Origin of the sequence: Mesorhizobium sp. J8 (genome assembly GCF_016591715.1) — a bacterium.
Lineage (GTDB): Bacteria > Pseudomonadota > Alphaproteobacteria > Rhizobiales > Rhizobiaceae > Mesorhizobium.
In genome coordinates this window covers 6,321,016-6,337,186 of record NZ_AP024109.1, presented here as the reverse complement: position 1 = coordinate 6,337,186, position 16,171 = coordinate 6,321,016, and the positions used below count along the sequence as shown (strand labels likewise).

Here is a 16,171-nt window from a genome sequence, read left to right as displayed (position 1 = left end):
GAGATCAATCATGGGTATTCTCTACGAAGAGGCCTCGATCTGGCAGTTCCTGTTCGTCACAGGCCTGCTTGGCGGCGGGGCGGCGTGGATGACCGGCAAGGCGGCGGCGCAGACCTGGAGCAGCCACTTGCAGCTGTTCTTCTACGTGCTCGGCCTCGGTGTTGGCGTGAGGTTCATCCATCACGCGCTGTTCGAGGGCACGATGTTCTCGCTGCATTACTATATCGTCGACACCATCGTGCTGATGATATTGGGCTTCCTCGGCTATCAATACACGCGCACCAACCAAATGGTGACACAGTATAACTGGCTCTACGAAAGAGCTTCCTTATTAAGCTGGAAACCGAAAGGTTGACGTTCACCATTACGCCGTTTCGGACATGAATCGGCGTGACAAGTGCCTGAAAATCGGCATTCTATGCTTTCTGCGATAAGGGTGGGCATCGCATGAAAGTATCATCCACGCCCACTCCGTAAATGGGAGCGTTTCAATGAAAAAATCACTTTTGTCCGCCGTGGCGCTGACCGCGTTCGTCGCGTTCAGCGGCAGCGCGTGGGCCGACATCCTGATCGGCGTCGCCGGTCCGATCACCGGCCCGAACGCCGCCTTCGGCGCACAGTTGCAGAAGGGCGCGGAACAGGCGGTCGCCGACATCAACGCGGCGGGCGGTATCCTTGGCCAGCAGCTCAAGCTCGAGATCGGTGACGACGTCTCCGACCCGAAGCAGGGCATCTCGGTCGCCAACAAGTTCGTCGCCGACGGCGTCAAGTACGTCGACGGCCACTTCAATTCGGGCGTCTCGATCCCGGCGTCGGAAGTCTATCAGGAGAACGGCATCCTCGAGATCACGCCCGCGGCGACCAATCCGAAGTTCACCGAGCGCGGTATGTGGAACACCTTCCGCACCTGCGGTCGCGACGACCAGCAGGGCAAGGTGGCCGGCGACTACATCGCCAAGAACTTCAAGGACGCCAAGATCGCCATCGTCCACGACAAGACGCCTTACGGCCAGGGTCTCGCGGATGAAACCAAGAAGAACCTCAATGCCAACGGCATCAAGGAAGTGTTGTACGAAGGCGTGAATGTCGGCGACAAGGACTTCTCGGCCCTCATCGCCAAAATGAAGGAAAACGGCGTCACGCTCATCTACTGGGGCGGCCTGCACACCGAAGCCGGCCTGATCATCCGTCAGTCGGCCGACCAGGGCCTGAAGGCACCGCTGTTCTCGGGCGACGGCATCGTCTCCAACGAGCTGGCCTCGATCGCGGGTGATGCCGTTGCCGGCACGCTCAACACCTTCGCTCCGGATCCGCGCAAGAATCCGGCCGCCAAGGAAGTGGTCGAGAAGTTCCGCGCAGCCGGCTTCGAGCCGGAAGCCTACACGCTCTACTCCTATGCCGCCGTGCAGATCATCGCCCAGGCCATCGCCAAGACCGGCTCGGCCGACGATGCGCAGAAGGTTGCCGAGACGATCCGGGCCAACACCTGGAAGACGGCCATCGGCGACATCGGCTACGACGCCAAGGGCGACATCACCCGTCCGGACTATGTCATCTACGAATGGAAGAAGGGCGACGACGGCAAGTACGCCTACTTCGAGAAATAAGCCGGCGAATTCAAGCCGACTTTCGGGATGCCCGGCGCTTGCGCCGGGCATTTTCGTTTGCGGGTTTGCGGCCTTGCCGGAAGCTCCGCGCCGCGCGCCCGGAATACCCGCCCACGCCGGCTGCCGCTATTGGCAGAACGGCAATGACGGTTTGGCGCAAACAAGCGAGTTAAATCGTTTTAGCTGTCGCGCAAATTTGTTTGCGCTGCAGCATTTTCACGCTAATCATTGCGCCGGTTCATCTCCCTTACGCTGCTGGAGCCCAGTCCTTGGCCATCACGAAGATCCTCGTCGCCAACCGGTCCGAAATCGCCATCCGCGTGTTCCGCGCGGCCAATGAGCTCGGTCTCAAAACCGTGGCGATCTGGGCGGAGGAGGACAAATATTCGCTGCATCGCTTCAAGGCCGACGAGAGCTATCAGGTCGGGCGCGGGCCGCATCTCGCCAAGGATATGGGTCCCATCGAGAGCTACCTGTCGATCGAGGAGGTGATCCGGGTCGCCAGGCTGTCGGGCGCCGACGCCATCCATCCCGGCTATGGCCTGCTCTCGGAAAGCCCTGAATTCGCCGAGGCCTGCGCGGCGGCCGGCATCACCTTCATTGGCCCGAAACCGGAAACGATGCGCCGGCTAGGCAACAAGGTCGCCGCGCGCAACCTGGCGATCGAGGTCGGCGTGCCGGTCGTGCCGGCGACCGATCCGCTGCCCGACGACATGGACGAGGTGAAGAAGCTCGCCGCGCAAATCGGCTATCCGGTGATGCTGAAGGCCTCATGGGGCGGCGGCGGCCGCGGCATGCGCGCCATCCGTTCCGAAGCCGACCTCGCGCGCGAGGTGATGGAAGGCAAGCGCGAGGCGAAGGCCGCCTTCGGCAAGGACGAGGTCTATCTCGAAAAGCTGATCGAACGCGCCCGCCATGTCGAAGTGCAGGTGCTAGGCGACACCCATGGCAACGCGGTGCATCTCTTCGAGCGCGACTGCTCGATCCAGCGCCGCAACCAGAAGGTCGTGGAGCGCGCGCCGGCGCCCTATCTCAGCGAAGAGCTGCGCCAGGAACTTTGCGGCTATGCGCTGAAGATCGCGCGCGAGACCAGCTATATCGGCGCCGGCACGGTCGAGTTCCTGCAAGACGCCGATACCGGCAAATTCTACTTCATCGAGGTCAATCCGCGCATCCAGGTCGAGCACACCGTCACCGAGCAGGTGACCGGCATCGACATCGTCAAGGCGCAGATCCACATTCTCGACGGCTTCGCCATCGGCACCAAGCAATCGGGCGTGCCGGCGCAGAAGGACATCAGGCTCAACGGCCACGCGCTGCAGTGCCGCATCACCACCGAGGATCCGGAGCACAATTTCATCCCGGACTATGGCCGCATCACCGCCTATCGCGAGGCGGCCGGCTTCGGCATCCGGCTCGACGGCGGCACCGCCTATTCGGGCGCGGTCATCACCCGCTTCTACGATCCGCTGCTCGAAAAGGTGACGGCCTGGGCGCCGACGCCCGGCGAGGTGATCTCGCGCATGAACCGGGCCCTGCGCGAGTTCCGTATCCGCGGCGTCGCCACCAATCTCACCTTCCTTGAAGCGATCATCAACCACCCGCGCTTCGCCGACAATTCCTACACGACCAAGTTCATCGACACGACGCCGGAACTGTTCGAGCAGGTGAAGCGGCAGGACCGCGCCACCAAGCTGCTCACCTATCTGGCCGATGTCAGCGTCAACGGCCATCCCGAGACGCGCGGCCGGCCGATGCCGAAGGCCAATGCGGCCGCGCCCGTGGTGCCTTATCTCAACGGCCATGTCCCGGACGGCAGCAAGCAGAGGCTCGATACGCTCGGCCCGGAGAAATTCGCGGCGTGGATGCGGGATCAGCGCCAGGTGCTGGTCACCGACACGACGATGCGCGACGGCCACCAATCGCTGCTCGCCACGCGCATGCGCACCTATGACATCGTCGGCATCGCCGGCACCTATGCGCGCGCGCTGCCGCAGCTCTTGTCGCTTGAATGCTGGGGCGGCGCCACCTTCGATGTCGCCATGCGCTTCCTCACCGAGGATCCGTGGGAGCGGCTGAGCAAGGTGCGCGAGGCCGCGCCCAACCTTCTTCTGCAAATGCTTTTGCGCGGCGCCAACGGCGTCGGCTACACCAACTATCCCGACAATGTCGTCCAGCATTTCGTGCGCCAGGCGGCAAGCGGCGGCGTCGACCTGTTCCGCATCTTCGACTGCCTGAACTGGGTCGAGAACATGCGCGTCGCCATGGACGCGGTGGGCGCCGAGGGCAAGCTGGTCGAAGCGGCGATGTGCTACACCGGCGACATCCTCGATCCGGCCCGCGCCAAATACGATCTCAAATATTATGTCGGGCTGGCCAAGGAGTTGGAGGCCGCCGGCGCGCACATCATCGCCGTGAAGGACATGGCCGGCCTGCTGAAGCCGGCCGCAGCCCGCGTGCTGTTCAAGGCGCTGCGCGAGGCCACCGACCTGCCGATCCATTTCCACACGCATGACACGTCGGGTCTTTCGGCGGCGACGGTGCTGGCAGCAGTGGAAAGCGGCGCCGACGCCATCGACGCAGCGATGGATTCTTTTTCCGGCAACACCTCGCAGCCCTGCCTCGGCTCGATCGTCGAGGCGCTGAGGGGCACCGAGCGCGATCCCGGCCTCGACCCGCAATGGATCCGCCACATCTCCTTCTACTGGGAGGCGGTGCGCAACCAGTACGCGGCCTTCGAGAGCGACCTCAAGGGACCGGCCTCGGAAGTCTATCTGCACGAAATGCCGGGCGGCCAGTTCACAAACCTGAAGGAACAGGCCCGCTCGCTCGGGCTGGAAACGCGTTGGCACGAGGTGGCGCAGGCCTACCACGACGTCAACCTGATGTTCGGCGACATCGTCAAGGTGACGCCGTCGTCCAAGGTGGTCGGCGACATGGCGCTGATGATGGTCAGCCAGGACCTCACCGTCGCCGATGTCGAGAATCCGGCCAAGGACATCGCCTTCCCGGATTCGGTCGTGTCGATGCTGCGCGGCGATCTCGGCCAGTCGCCCGGCGGCTGGCCGGCGGCGCTGCAGAAGAAGGCGCTGAAGGGGGACAAGCCGATCACGGTCAGGCCCGGCTCGCTGTTGAAACCGGCCGACCTCAAGGCCAGCCGCAAGGACATCGAGACCAAGCTCGAGCGCAAGCTCTCGGAATACGAGTTCGCCTCCTGGCTGATGTATCCGAAAGTGTTCACCGACTTCGTCGCGGCGCAAGAGACCTATGGGCCGGTCAGCGTGCTGCCGACGCCGACCTATTTCTACGGCATGAAGTCGGAAGACGAGATTTTCGTCGACATCGAGAAGGGCAAGACTTTGGTGGTGCGCTGCCAGGCGTTCGGCGATGTCGACGACAAGGGCATGGTCACCGTCTTCTTCGAGCTCAACGGCCAGCCGCGCCGCATCAAGGTGCCGGACCGGGCGCATGGCGCTTCTGCCGCCAAGGCGCGCCGCAAGGCCGAGCCCGGCAATGAGGGGCATGTCGGCGCGCCGATGCCCGGCGTGGTGTCGGCGCTCGCCGTGACGGTCGGACAGGCGGTCAAGGCGGGCGACGTGCTCTTGTCGATCGAGGCGATGAAGATGGAAACCGCGCTGCATGCCGAGCGCGACGGCGAGATCGCCGAGGTGCTGGTCAAGGCCGGCGACCAGATCGATGCGAAGGATCTCTTGATCGCTTTCAAATGATAGTTGGAGAGCGATGCGTGATGGGCGGCTGACAGCAGCCGTCCACAGCCGCTCGACAAGTGTCTTGACCCGCCGCGCCCGCTCGGGCAGGGAACCCGCTCCAATTCGCCGTGGCGGGAATCGCCATGGCTTCAAGAAGACGCGGAGAGAAAAATGGCCGACGAAATCACCGAGACCAGCCAGACTGTAGCCGCCGGCCAACTGCGCACCATCATCGAGCGCATCGAGCGGCTCGAGGAAGAGAAGAAGACGATCTCCGACGACATCAAGGACGTCTATGCCGAGGCCAAGGGCACCGGCTTCGACACCAAGGCGATCCGCACCATCGTGCGGCTGCGCAAGAAGGATCAGGCGGAGCGCCAGGAAGAGGAGTCCATCCTCGACCTCTACAAGGCCGCTCTCGGCATGGTGTAAGCCTCATGGCCGGGAGCCGGCCATGAACGAATTCGACTTCGGCGGCCGCCGTGCCTCGGAGTTCCGCCATCGCGGCTTCTGGACACTCTTCGCCGAGCGTCATCCGGAGGAAAGGCCAAGGATGGCGCGGCGTGGGCCTTGGTTCTGGCAGCGTGGTCTGCCGGATTTCGCTTTGGTGCTTTCGATGTATGTCGCGCCGGCGCAGAACCATGTCGGCGTCTTCTTCGGACGCAATGAGAAGTTCGGCGCCACGGAGTCGTGGTCGCGGCTGAAACCGTTCCAGCCGGCGATCGAGGCCAAGCTGAAGCTCAGGCCTGACCAAAGCGCGCAGGATCTTGGCATCAATTCACTGTGGCACGTGAACTGCTATGCCGAGGACAATTGGCCGGCCATGACCGACTGGCTGGTAACGGAGTGCTCGCGCTTCGAAGATGCCGTGACCGAAGTCCTGGGGCAGAAATAGGTCGCCGGGGATGACGGACTTCTTCCGCACGCGCTGGAGAGGTGAAGCGCCGCTCGACCGGCTGTTCTGGCGCGACATGCTGCTGGTCGGAACGGTCTTGAGCGTCGCCTCTTCAGCGCTGGCACTGATCCTGCTCGGATTGAAGCTGCCGCTCTGGCTGGTGCTGGCGGTGCATTTCCTTCCCGTGCCCTACAACATCTTTCTCACCATCGCCGTGTGGCGAACGGCGGAGAAGGTCGGCGGGTTCAAGGCGCAGCTGATGATGCTGGGTTCGGCGCTCTGGCTGATCGCGAGCGTCGTTGTTTGAGGGTCTTTTCTGGAGCAAATGCGGGCTACGGCGAAGGCGCCGCGCCTGACCGCGTCGAACTTTTCCTGCAGTTGCCCCAACGAAAAAGGGCGGCCGAAGCCGCCCTTGGCGAAGCCGCTTCCGAAGCATCAAGCCGCCGGCTCGAAGCGTAGCGCCACGCCGTTGATGCAATAGCGCAGGCCGGTTGGCGGCGGGCCGTCCTCGAAGACGTGGCCGAGATGGCTGCCGCAGCGCGAGCAGTGGCATTCGGTGCGGACCATGCCGTAGCTGCGGTCGACGGTGGTCTCGATCGAGCCCGGGACCGGATCGTTGAAGCTCGGCCAGCCGGTGCCGCTCTCGAATTTCAGCTTGGATTCGAACAGCGGCTGGCCGCAGCCGACGCAATGGAAAGTGCCGGCGCGCTTCTCATAGAGCAGGGCGCAGCTGCCGGGGCGCTCGGTGCCGTGGTTGCGCATGACGGCATATTGCTCCGGCGTCAGCCGGGCGCGCCATTCGGCATCGGTGCGGGTGACGGGATAGGCGTGGGTGTCCATGAAATCTCCTCGGCCTTGGCGGCTCGTTGTTGCTTGCAAGGGGTATTCGCTGAAACATAGGCATTTGTTACAGCATATTCAGGTGAGGCCGGTCTGCAAATGCCGGTGCTCACGTACTTTAAGTACGCTCCGCTCCGGTTCTCGGACGCCAACATTTTCGACTCGGCCTGACCTCAATTTCAACGTTATCCCAGCAGATCAGTGCCTGCGTGACAACTGCCTGGTCGCCGCTTCCAGTCCGGCCAATGTCAGCGGGAACATGCGGCCGCCGAAGATCTCGCCGATCATGGCGATCGAGTGGGTGTAGCGCCAGTTCTTCTCGGCTTCCGGGTTCAACCAGATCGCGTTCGGCCATTGCTGCAAGAGCCGCGACAGCCACACGCTGCCGGCCTCCGGGTTCCAGTGCTCGACCGAACCGCCGGGATGCATGATCTCGTAAGGACTCATCGAGGCATCGCCGACGACGATCACCTTATAGTCCGGGCCGTATTTGTGAATGAGGTCGAAGGTCGGGATCGTCTCGGCCAGGCGACGGCGATTGTCCTTCCAGACACGCTCGTAGAGGCAGTTGTGAAAGTAGAAATATTCGAGCTGGCGGAACTCGGCGCGCGCGGCCGAGAACAGCTCCTCGACAACGCGGATGTGGTCGTCCATCGAGCCGCCGACATCGAAGAACATCAAGAGCTTCACCGCATTGCGCCGCTCGGGCCTGGTCTTGACGTCGAGATAGCCGTGCTCCGCGGTGGCATGGATGGTGCCGGGCAGGTCGAATTCCTCTTCTGCGCCCTCGCGCACCCAACGGCGCAGCCGCTTCAGCGCGACCTTGATGTTGCGGGTACCGAGCTCGACGGTATCGTCGAAATTCCTGAATTCGCGTTTGTCCCAGACCTTCACCGCGCGGCGGTGGCGGCTTTCATGCTGGCCGATGCGCACGCCTTCCGGGTTGTAGCCATAGGCGCCAAAGGGCGAAGTGCCGCCGGTGCCGATCCATTTCGAGCCGCCCTGGTGGCGGCCTTTCTGCTCCTCCAGCCGCTGCTTCAAGGTTTCCATCAGCTTGTCGAAGCCGCCCAAAGCCTCGACCAATCTTTTCTCTTCCTCGGTCAGGTGCTTCTCGGCCAGCCGGCGCAGCCATTCCTCAGGGATATTGGCGACATCGACGGCGTCGGGTCCGCCGAGTGCCTCGACGCCCTTGAAGACATGCGCGAAAACCTGATCGAAACGGTCGATATGGCGCTCGTCCTTCACCAGTGCCGAGCGCGCGAGATAATAGAAACCCTCGACGTCATAGTCGACCAGTCCGGTTTCCAGCCCTTCCAGCAGCGACAGATATTCCCTGAGCGAAACGGGAACCCGCGCGGCCTTCAATTCCAGGAAGAAGGGGATGAACATCAGTTCCTTATAGCAGGTCGTATTCGATGAAGCCCGTACGCCTGGCCACATGATCGTAGAGCCGGCGCGCGGTGGCGTTGGTCTCGTGTGTCATCCAGTAGACGTTCTTGACGCCGATCTTGCCAGCCTCGTCCTGCACCGCCTTGATCAGCGCCGCGCCCACGCCTTTGCCGCGCACCTCCGGATCGGCGAACAGGTCCTGCAGATAGCAGTTGTTGACCAGCGACCAGCAGGAACGGTGGTAGAGATAGTGGGTGAGACCAACCGCCTTGCCGTCAAGCATGGCGATGAAACCTTTCGGCTCGAACTCGCCGTCCGTGAACAGCCGCTTCCAGGTGAGGTCATAGACCTCTTCCGGCAGCTTGGTTTCGTAAAAGGTGAGATAGGCCGTCCACAACCGGCGCCATTCGCCGTGATCGGATTGCGCGAGCGGGCGAACGGTGATTTCGGACATTTTTTCTCCTCCAATGCTTTGGCTGGAAGCTGCTGCACAGGCGGTTTGCAGGCAACGGTCCACAGCCGAGGAAAGCGCTATTGCTGCCGGCTAAAGCGCAGTGCGCTTTAGCTCCTTGTTCTTACGCATGTCGTTGTCCCAGAACCGCCGCACACTTCTGGGCGACATGCGCTATTGCTGGCGTCTCGCCATGAACGCCAGCCGCTCGAACAAATGCACGTCCTGCTCGTTCTTCAACAGCGCGCCGTGCAGTTTCGGCAGCATGTTCTTCGGGTCGGCGCGCAAATCCTCGGGCGCGATGTCGTCGGCGACCAGTAGGCGGATCCAGTCGAGCGCCTCGGAGGTCGAGGGCTTCTTCTTCAGACCAGGCACATCGCGGATTTCGTAGAACTGGGTGAGCGCCGCCCGCACCAAATTCTGCTTGATGCCGGGATAATGCACCTCGACGATGCGGTGCAGCGTGTCGATGTCGGGGAAGCGAATATAGTGGAAGAAGCAGCGGCGCAGGAAGGCGTCGGGCAGCTCCTTCTCATTGTTGGAAGTGATGATGACGATCGGCCGGAACTCCGCGCGGATCGTCTCGCCGGTCTCGTAGACGAAGAACTCCATCCGATCGAGCTCCTGCAGGAGGTCGTTGGGGAACTCGATGTCGGCCTTGTCGATCTCGTCGATCAGAAGCACGACTTTCTTTTGCGCCGCGAAGGCGTCCCATAGCTTGCCGCGCTTGATGTAGTTGGCGATGTCGTTGAAGCGCTCGTCGCCGAGCTGGCTGTCGCGAAGCCGCGAGACGGCGTCATATTCGTAGAGGCCCTGCTGCGCCTTGGTGGTCGACTTGACGTTCCACTCGATGAACTCGAGCCCGAGCGCCGATGCCACCTGGCGTGCGAGCTCGGTCTTGCCGGTGCCGGGCTCGCCCTTGACCAGCAAGGGCCGCTCCAGCGCGATCGCGGCGTTGACCGCGACCATCAGATCCTTGTCGGCAACATAGGCCGCTGTGCCTTCGAAACGCATTTTTTCTCCTGTCCTTGCGGCCGGACCGTAAGGAGGCCGGACGGACCGCGCAAGGGCGGTTGCCGAAGAGCCTCTGGGCGAGATGGCCTGCAAGCCGAATTACACGCAAATGGTCGCTCGTCTCTCTGGCGCACGGCTAACCATCGGCCTATATTTGCACTCGGCGGTCTGCGCTTCCCGGCAGGAGAAACTTATCCCCGGGGCCTTATCGATCCTTAGGGAGCTGTCCCTGGGAAGACTCGTGGGTTTTCTCACACGGCGCCCACCTACTTTGTAGGCACCCGGGATCGACCTCTCCACCGGTTGTGTGGATCGCCGCTCTCCCGATTTTGGGAGACATGCGCTAGAAAACGTCGCTCCTGCAACGCCACCCCGATCCGGCCTTTTCTAGCGTCCGCACATGACCTCACCGAAAGACCTGAAGAAACAGCTTCGCAAGGAAGCGCTGGCGCGACGCGATGCGCTCGACGAATTCTGGCGCGTGGAGATCGCGCTCGAGATGGCCGAGACCGCGAAGGAGAAGATCGACTTCGAGCCCGGCCGCGTTGTCTCCGGCTTCTGGCCGATGCGCTCGGAAGTCGATGTGCGGCCGCTGATGTTCGCCCTGCGCGAGAAGGGTGCCAGGCTCTGCCTGCCGGCGATCCTCGACAAGACCACGATCGTCTTCCGCGAGCTGGTGCGCGGCGCGCCGATGGTCGAGATGGGGTTCGGCACGGTCGGGCCGCATGAGGAGGCGGAAGTGCTCGACCCGACGCTGATGCTGGTGCCGCTCGCCGCCTTCGACGCCCGCGGCCATCGCATCGGCTACGGCGCCGGCTATTACGACCGGGCGATCGCCAGGCTGGCCGACAAGGGCATCGCACCGAGGCTGATCGGCATCGCCTTCGATTGCCAGGAAGTCGAGCGGGTGCCGGAGGAGAACCATGACGTCATCATTCCGGAAATACTGACTGAGAGCGGGTTGCGCCGCTTCGATATAGCTTAAAGCGCGTCGCGCTGAACCGGATTCAGGCGACGCGCTTTAAGTCATTGTTTGGATGCATGCCGTTGCCCCAGAACTGCTGCGCACTTGTGGGCGACATGCATTAAACTATCGCGACCCGCTTAACGCGTTTCAAAGACAAGTCGGATAATATTCCTGCGGCTATAGTCGAGCCGACCGGGGGTCGTGGTGTTCGTTCTCGCGCGCTATTTGCTGATGCCCTTCGCCCTGATCGCGGCGATACTGTTCTTGATGGCATCGCATATCATAGGAACTGCCCTGCACCACCAGGCCACCTGGCAGCGCACACTCGCCACCGTGACGGATGTCAGTCCCTACAGCGAAATGCAGGCGAACGGCCTCAAAACAGACGGCATCGATGTCGCCCTGGCTTACGTCGTCAACGACGTGCCGATGACCTGGTCCGGCAAGGGCAAGGACATCGGTCTCTACAAGGCAGACAAGGGCGACAGGATAGAGTTCTACTACGATCCTTCCGATCCATCGAACCTCGATACCGTGGCGATGAAGGGCTGGCATGGCGGGCTGCTGCTGCTCGCCGTCACCGGCGGGTTCGTCGCCTTCTATGCGTGGTTCTTCTGGCTGCGCCGGCGCACCGCGCCGCCGGCCCCGCCGATGATGCCTTCGGCCAGCCGCGTGTCGGGCGCGGGGCCAAGGCAGTCCTCACGGCAGGGCGGCACCTTCAGCCGGCGTTAGACGGTTCGTACCGCTTGCCTAGCATCCACAGCTCTGGATAGAAGTGGCTATGAGACTCCTCTTCCTCGGCGACATGGTTGGCAAGACGGGACGCACGGCGGTGTGGGAACAGTTGCCGGGGCTGATTTCCGACTTCAAGCTCGATTTCGTCATCGTCAATGGCGAGAACGCCGCCGGCGGCTTCGGCATCACCGAGGAGATCTTTCGCGAGACGCTCGCGGCCGGCGCGGATGTCGTCACCACCGGCAACCATGTCTGGGACCAGCGCGACGCCCTGATCTTCGCGCCGCGCGAAGAGCGCTTCCTGCGGCCCTCCAATTTTCCCAAGGGCACGCCCGGGCGTGGCTCGGGCGTCTATATCGCCCGCAACGGCGCGCGCGTGCTGGTCGCCAACATCATGGGTCGCGTCTTCATGCATCCGGAGCTCGACGACCCGTTCCAGGCCGGCGAACGGGAGCTCGCCGCCTGCCCGCTCGGCGAGCAAGCGGACGCGGCGGTGATCGATTTCCACGCCGAGGCGACCTCGGAGAAAATGTGCTTCGCGCATTTCGTTGACGGCCGCGCCAGCCTCGTCGTCGGCACGCACACGCATCAACCGACCGCCGACCATCAGATCCTCAATGGCGGCACGGCCTATATTTCGGATGCCGGCATGTGCGGCGATTACGATTCCTCGCTCGGAATGGACAAGGAAGAACCGCTCAACCGGTTCCTTTCCAAGGTGCCGAAGGGCCGTTTCGAGGCGTCGTCAGGACCCGCGACGCTCTGTGGCGTCGGCGTCGATATTTCAGACCGCACCGGGCTTGCCGAAAGAATCGCGCCGTTTCGTCGCGGGCCGCGCCTGGAAGAAACGGCGCCGTCCTTCTGGTCGTGACATTGATATAAGCGAGATCAATACCTAACTGGCGACGAAACCGCGAAAACTGCTCTAGATCGTAGAGGGGACGACCTTCATGCAGCTTGTCGAATTTCTGGCGCCGCACTTTCATTTTGTTGCCGATCCGACCGCATGGGTCGCGCTTTTGACGCTGGTGGTGCTGGAGATCGTCCTCGGCATCGACAATCTGATCTTCATCTCGATCCTGACCAACAAGTTGCCGGAAGCGCAGCGCGCCCGCGCCCGCCGGCTGGGCATCTCGGCGGCGCTGGTCATGCGCCTCATCCTGCTCGCCACGATCTCGATCATCGTGCAATTGACGACGCCGGTGTTCACCGCCTTCGGCCACGGCTTTTCCTGGCGCGACCTGATCCTGATCGCCGGCGGCCTGTTCCTGGTCTGGAAGGCAACCAAGGAAATCCATCACACGGTCGACCCGCAGGACCATCAGGACACGATGGTCGGCGGCACGCTGCAGTTGAGCCTTGCCGGCGCCATCTTCCAGATACTGCTGCTCGACCTCGTCTTTTCGATCGATTCCATCATCACAGCCGTCGGCATGACCGACGAGATCGCGATCATGTATATTGCGGTGATCGTGGCGGTGAGCGTGATGATGCTGGCGGCGACGCCGCTCGCCAACTTCATCGCCAGGAACCCCTCCATAGTCATGCTGGCGCTAGGCTTCCTGTTGATGATCGGCATGACGCTGATCGCCGACGGCATGGGCTACCACGTGCCCAAGGGCTACATCTACGCCGCCATGGGCTTTTCGGCGCTGGTCGAGGGCCTCAACATGCTGGCAAGGAATCGCAAGAAGCAGGGTTCGGGCGGCGGGCACTAGAGCAATTCCAGGAAAAGTGTGAGCGGTTTTCCGTCCGGAATTGCGTAAAAAAGAGATAGGGCGTTTCGCCGTTTCCGTGAAACGGTGAAACGCCCTAGGCCCGCTACCTCGCCGGCGCCGTTAGGCCGGAATGCCCTTCGGGTGACGGTCGCCGATCAGGCCTAGCGTCAGGCCCTGTTCCAGCCATGTCTTGGCGCCGGCGAGCACCAGTGAGAAGCCACCGGTCGAGTCGATCGCCTGTCTGACCTGCTCGTCGCCGGAGCCGGCAAAGCCGAAGTTGCGGACTTCGAGGAAAGTTGCGTCGTTAGCCATTTGAGTAAAGGTCCAGACGACGGCGGTCGGCGGATCGCTCCATTGCATGACGATCTTCTCGTTCGGAACGATCTCGTTGACCTCGACCCTCGTCGAGACGCCATACATGCGCCACTCCCACTCGACCGGCTTGCCTTCGTCCAGCCTGCCGCTCGAATGCGTGAACCAGAATTTCGTGGTGACCGCCGGATCGACGATCGCCTCGAAGACCTCGGCGACCGGCCGGCGGATCAGCATGGCGGCTTGGGCAGTTGGAGCTTGCTTGAGTTCCACGGTTTCCTCCATGGATTGTTTTAAGGCAGATTGATCTGCCAGGAGACGCCGAAGCGGTCGTTCAGCCAGGCGAAGCGACGGCTGAAGCCGTAATTTCCGGTCGGCATCAGGAACGACCCGTCCTCGGACAGGACACCAACGATGCGCTCCAGTTCCTCCTCGGACGAACAGTCGACGAAGAACGAGAAGGACGGCGTGAAGGTGAAGGCGTGGTGGACCGGGCTGTTGAAGAGCGTGACCTCCACACCGCCAATGGACGCGCGCGCCAACTTGACGGTTCCCTCGGGCCCGTCTTCGCCCGCAACGTAGCGTGCGACCTCGAGGACGCTGCTTTCCGGGATTGTCCCGCAATAGAGGGTCACGGCCTCCTCGGCCCGGCCTTCGAACATCAGGAACGGCGTTACCTTCACGACAGTCCTCCCCTGGCTGGAGACGCTGAGCTTTAGATGTTGGTCTCGTTGGCGGGCTCGCCTTTCAGCTCGCTGCGGTAATAGCCGTCGCGCAGATTGATGCCGTATTCGAGATAGGCCTTCATGCAGGCGAGCATCTGCGACCAACCCTCGCAATTGAGGTAGGACTTCTTCAGGCCGACCTCGCCTTCGTGCCAGCCCTGCTCGGCGATGGTGACGAAGGTACCGCCGTCGTCCAGCGGCTCGAAATTCATCTCGATGCGGGTCTTGTAGGCGGGTTTGCCGTCGGCGTCGGTCGCGTCCCAGCGCAGCACGATGCGCTTGTCCTTCACCACGTCGTCGACTTCCACCGGCACGGACTTCCACCAGGTGACGGTGGTGCCCGCGACAAGCGGAGCCGAAGCGCCGCCGATGGTGGTGAAATAACCGCTGAGCTTCGTCGGGTTGACGACGGCGTCAAAGACTTCGGCGACCGGTTTGCCGATGCGCCCGGAAATCCTGAATCCAAGGGACATATCCACAGCTCCTTCCTTGCTGCCTGAAACGATATGTTATAGAAACATAACATGTCAAGCCAAGCTGCGGACGATCATGTTTTCAAGGCCTTGGCGCATCCGCGCCGGCGCGAATTGCTGGATCGCCTGAAAGATCGGCCGCAGACCACCGGCGCGCTTTGCGAGGCTTTCCCGGACATGGACCGCTGCACGGTGATGATGCATCTGAAGGTGCTGGAGGAGGCCGACCTGGTCGTGGCGAGGCGCGAGGGGCGCGAGCGTTGGAACCATCTCAACGCGCTGCCGATCAAGCAAATCCACGATCGCTGGATCAGCCAGTATGCCGGCCACGCCATCAGCATCCTCGACCGGCTGAAGTCTGATCTGGAGGGGTGAGAGACCAGTTCGACGCCCGAGCGACGGCGCGGCTGGACGAATTGAGCCGATTTATCTATAAGCCGGCCATTCCGACAAAGAGCGCCGCATGCCTTCGCAGGCATGCTTGGAGCGTTCTGAAAGATTGAATTCGAGCATTCTGCCGAAGACGCGGTGACGACACCTCGCTTCGAGATGCTCTAGCCGAACACGACAGGGGTGCCATGGCTGGCCATTCGCAGTTTAAGAACATCATGCACCGCAAGGGCCGTCAGGATGCGGTGCGGTCGAAAATGTTTTCCAAGCTGGCGCGCGAAATCACCGTCGCCGCCAAGACCGGCACGCCGGATCCGGCAATGAATCCGCGCCTGCGCCTTGCGGTGCAGAACGCCAAGGCCGTGTCGATGCCGAAGGACAACATCCAGCGCGCCATCAACAAGGCGTCCGCGGGTGACGCCGAAAACTACGAGGCGGTGCGCTACGAAGGCTACGGTCCGGGCGGCGTGGCGCTGATCGTCGAAGTGCTGACCGACAACCGCAACCGGTCGGCCTCCAATGTGCGCGCCGCCTTCACCAAGGCCGGTGGGGCGCTCGGCGAAACCGGCTCGGTGTCGTTCATGTGGAACCGTGTCGGCGAGATCTATTACCCGGCCTCGGCCGGCAGCGCCGACAAGGTGATGGAAGCCGCGATCGAGGCAGGCGCCGACGACGTCGAGTCGGACGAGGAAGGCCATACGATCTACTGCGCCTTCGAAAACCTCGGCGACGTGTCGAAGTCGCTTGAAGCGGCGCTCGGCGAGGCGGAATCGGTCAAGCCGATCTGGCAGCCGCAGAACAATGTCCCGGTCGACGAAGAGCGGGCGCAGTCGCTGATGAAGCTGGTCGCCACGCTCGAGGACGATGACGACGTGCAGAGCGTCTACGCCAATTTCGAGGTCGACGACGAGACGATGGCCAAGCTCAGCGCGGCCTGACCGGTCA

Annotated in this window: 19 protein-coding genes and 1 other RNA gene; 13 read left to right on the top strand and 7 right to left on the bottom strand. The window is 62.5% G+C overall.

The genetic code is table 11. The features are described 5' to 3' along the window. Positions 1-7 precede the first annotated feature (7 nt). The 6 genes from MJ8_RS30350 to MJ8_RS30325 all read left to right on the top strand — a co-directional run bounded on the left by MJ8_RS30350 (position 8) and on the right by MJ8_RS30325 (position 6,519). Positions 8-355 (top strand): DUF6867 family protein, encoded by a 348-nt coding sequence (locus MJ8_RS30350; protein WP_201415627.1) that lies wholly within the window; start codon positions 8-10, stop codon positions 353-355. 136 nt (positions 356-491) lie between these two features. Continuing rightward, a complete protein-coding gene (locus MJ8_RS30345) occupies positions 492-1,607 on the top strand; it encodes a branched-chain amino acid ABC transporter substrate-binding protein (protein WP_201412214.1) in 1,116 nt (371 codons plus the stop codon). Between the two features lie 269 nt (positions 1,608-1,876). After that, positions 1,877-5,335, top strand: a complete 3,459-nt coding sequence (gene pyc, locus MJ8_RS30340) for a pyruvate carboxylase (RefSeq protein ID WP_201412213.1) — start codon at positions 1,877-1,879, stop codon at positions 5,333-5,335. Between the two features lie 153 nt (positions 5,336-5,488). Beyond that, positions 5,489-5,749 carry a DUF2312 domain-containing protein gene (locus MJ8_RS30335; RefSeq protein ID WP_040991643.1) on the top strand — a complete coding sequence of 87 codons (261 nt, stop codon included), beginning with the start codon at positions 5,489-5,491 and terminating at the stop codon, positions 5,747-5,749. Between the two features lie 22 nt (positions 5,750-5,771). Then, the gene (locus MJ8_RS30330) at positions 5,772-6,212 is read left to right on the top strand and encodes a hypothetical protein (RefSeq protein ID WP_201412212.1); all 441 of its coding nucleotides are present in this window, start codon (positions 5,772-5,774) and stop codon (positions 6,210-6,212) included. A 10-nt stretch (positions 6,213-6,222) separates the two neighbouring features. Then, positions 6,223-6,519, top strand: coding sequence for a hypothetical protein (locus MJ8_RS30325; protein ID WP_201412211.1), 297 nt, complete (start codon positions 6,223-6,225; stop codon positions 6,517-6,519). 128 nt (positions 6,520-6,647) lie between these two features. Here MJ8_RS30325 and msrB read toward each other — a convergent pair whose 3' ends face one another. The 4 genes from msrB to MJ8_RS30305 form a co-directional block, all read right to left on the bottom strand. Next, complete coding sequence (gene msrB / locus MJ8_RS30320) at positions 6,648-7,052, bottom strand: peptide-methionine (R)-S-oxide reductase MsrB (protein ID WP_201412210.1); 405 nt, start codon at positions 7,050-7,052, stop codon at positions 6,648-6,650. A 198-nt stretch (positions 7,053-7,250) separates the two neighbouring features. Continuing rightward, entirely contained in the window at positions 7,251-8,441 is a 1,191-nt protein-coding gene (locus MJ8_RS30315; protein ID WP_201412209.1) for a vWA domain-containing protein, read from the bottom strand. Between the two features lie 7 nt (positions 8,442-8,448). Next, positions 8,449-8,895, bottom strand: a complete 447-nt coding sequence (locus MJ8_RS30310) for a GNAT family N-acetyltransferase (protein WP_201412208.1) — start codon at positions 8,893-8,895, stop codon at positions 8,449-8,451. Positions 8,896-9,066: 171 nt separating this feature from the next. Next, positions 9,067-9,906 (bottom strand): AAA family ATPase, encoded by an 840-nt coding sequence (locus MJ8_RS30305; RefSeq protein ID WP_201412207.1) that lies wholly within the window; start codon positions 9,904-9,906, stop codon positions 9,067-9,069. 162 nt (positions 9,907-10,068) lie between these two features. Here MJ8_RS30305 and ssrS point away from each other — a divergent pair. From ssrS to MJ8_RS30280, 5 genes are all read left to right on the top strand, one after another. Further along, a non-coding RNA gene (gene ssrS, locus MJ8_RS30300) (6S RNA) lies at positions 10,069-10,224 on the top strand. Between the two features lie 82 nt (positions 10,225-10,306). After that, positions 10,307-10,891: a 5-formyltetrahydrofolate cyclo-ligase gene (locus MJ8_RS30295; RefSeq protein ID WP_201412206.1), complete on the top strand. Its 585-nt coding sequence runs from the start codon at positions 10,307-10,309 to the stop codon at positions 10,889-10,891. Positions 10,892-11,077: 186 nt separating this feature from the next. Continuing rightward, complete coding sequence (locus MJ8_RS30290) at positions 11,078-11,605, top strand: DUF3592 domain-containing protein (RefSeq protein WP_201412205.1); 528 nt, start codon at positions 11,078-11,080, stop codon at positions 11,603-11,605. 49 nt (positions 11,606-11,654) lie between these two features. Further along, entirely contained in the window at positions 11,655-12,479 is an 825-nt protein-coding gene (locus MJ8_RS30285) for a YmdB family metallophosphoesterase (RefSeq protein ID WP_201412204.1), read from the top strand. A gap of 79 nt (positions 12,480-12,558) precedes the next feature. Further along, positions 12,559-13,326 carry a TerC family protein gene (locus tag MJ8_RS30280; RefSeq protein ID WP_201412203.1) on the top strand — a complete coding sequence of 256 codons (768 nt, stop codon included), beginning with the start codon at positions 12,559-12,561 and terminating at the stop codon, positions 13,324-13,326. A gap of 120 nt (positions 13,327-13,446) precedes the next feature. Here MJ8_RS30280 and MJ8_RS30275 read toward each other — a convergent pair whose 3' ends face one another. Genes MJ8_RS30275 through MJ8_RS30265 form a run of 3 tightly spaced genes read right to left on the bottom strand, consistent with a single transcriptional unit; the run spans position 13,447 to position 14,836 of the window. After that, on the bottom strand, positions 13,447-13,875 hold the full coding sequence (locus MJ8_RS30275) for an SRPBCC family protein (protein ID WP_412177132.1): 429 nt from the start codon (positions 13,873-13,875) through the stop codon (positions 13,447-13,449). A 56-nt stretch (positions 13,876-13,931) separates the two neighbouring features. Further along, positions 13,932-14,321, bottom strand: coding sequence for a VOC family protein (locus MJ8_RS30270; protein WP_225248074.1), 390 nt, complete (start codon positions 14,319-14,321; stop codon positions 13,932-13,934). 32 nt (positions 14,322-14,353) lie between these two features. Further along, the gene (locus MJ8_RS30265) at positions 14,354-14,836 is read right to left on the bottom strand and encodes an SRPBCC domain-containing protein (RefSeq protein WP_201412201.1); all 483 of its coding nucleotides are present in this window, start codon (positions 14,834-14,836) and stop codon (positions 14,354-14,356) included. A gap of 51 nt (positions 14,837-14,887) precedes the next feature. Between MJ8_RS30265 and MJ8_RS30260 the strand changes: the two genes are divergently transcribed. Then, positions 14,888-15,211 (top strand): ArsR/SmtB family transcription factor, encoded by a 324-nt coding sequence (locus MJ8_RS30260; protein WP_201412200.1) that lies wholly within the window; start codon positions 14,888-14,890, stop codon positions 15,209-15,211. Positions 15,212-15,414: 203 nt separating this feature from the next. Further along, a complete protein-coding gene (locus MJ8_RS30255) occupies positions 15,415-16,164 on the top strand; it encodes a YebC/PmpR family DNA-binding transcriptional regulator (protein WP_140752658.1) in 750 nt (249 codons plus the stop codon). The last annotated feature ends 7 nt before the right edge of the window (positions 16,165-16,171 follow it).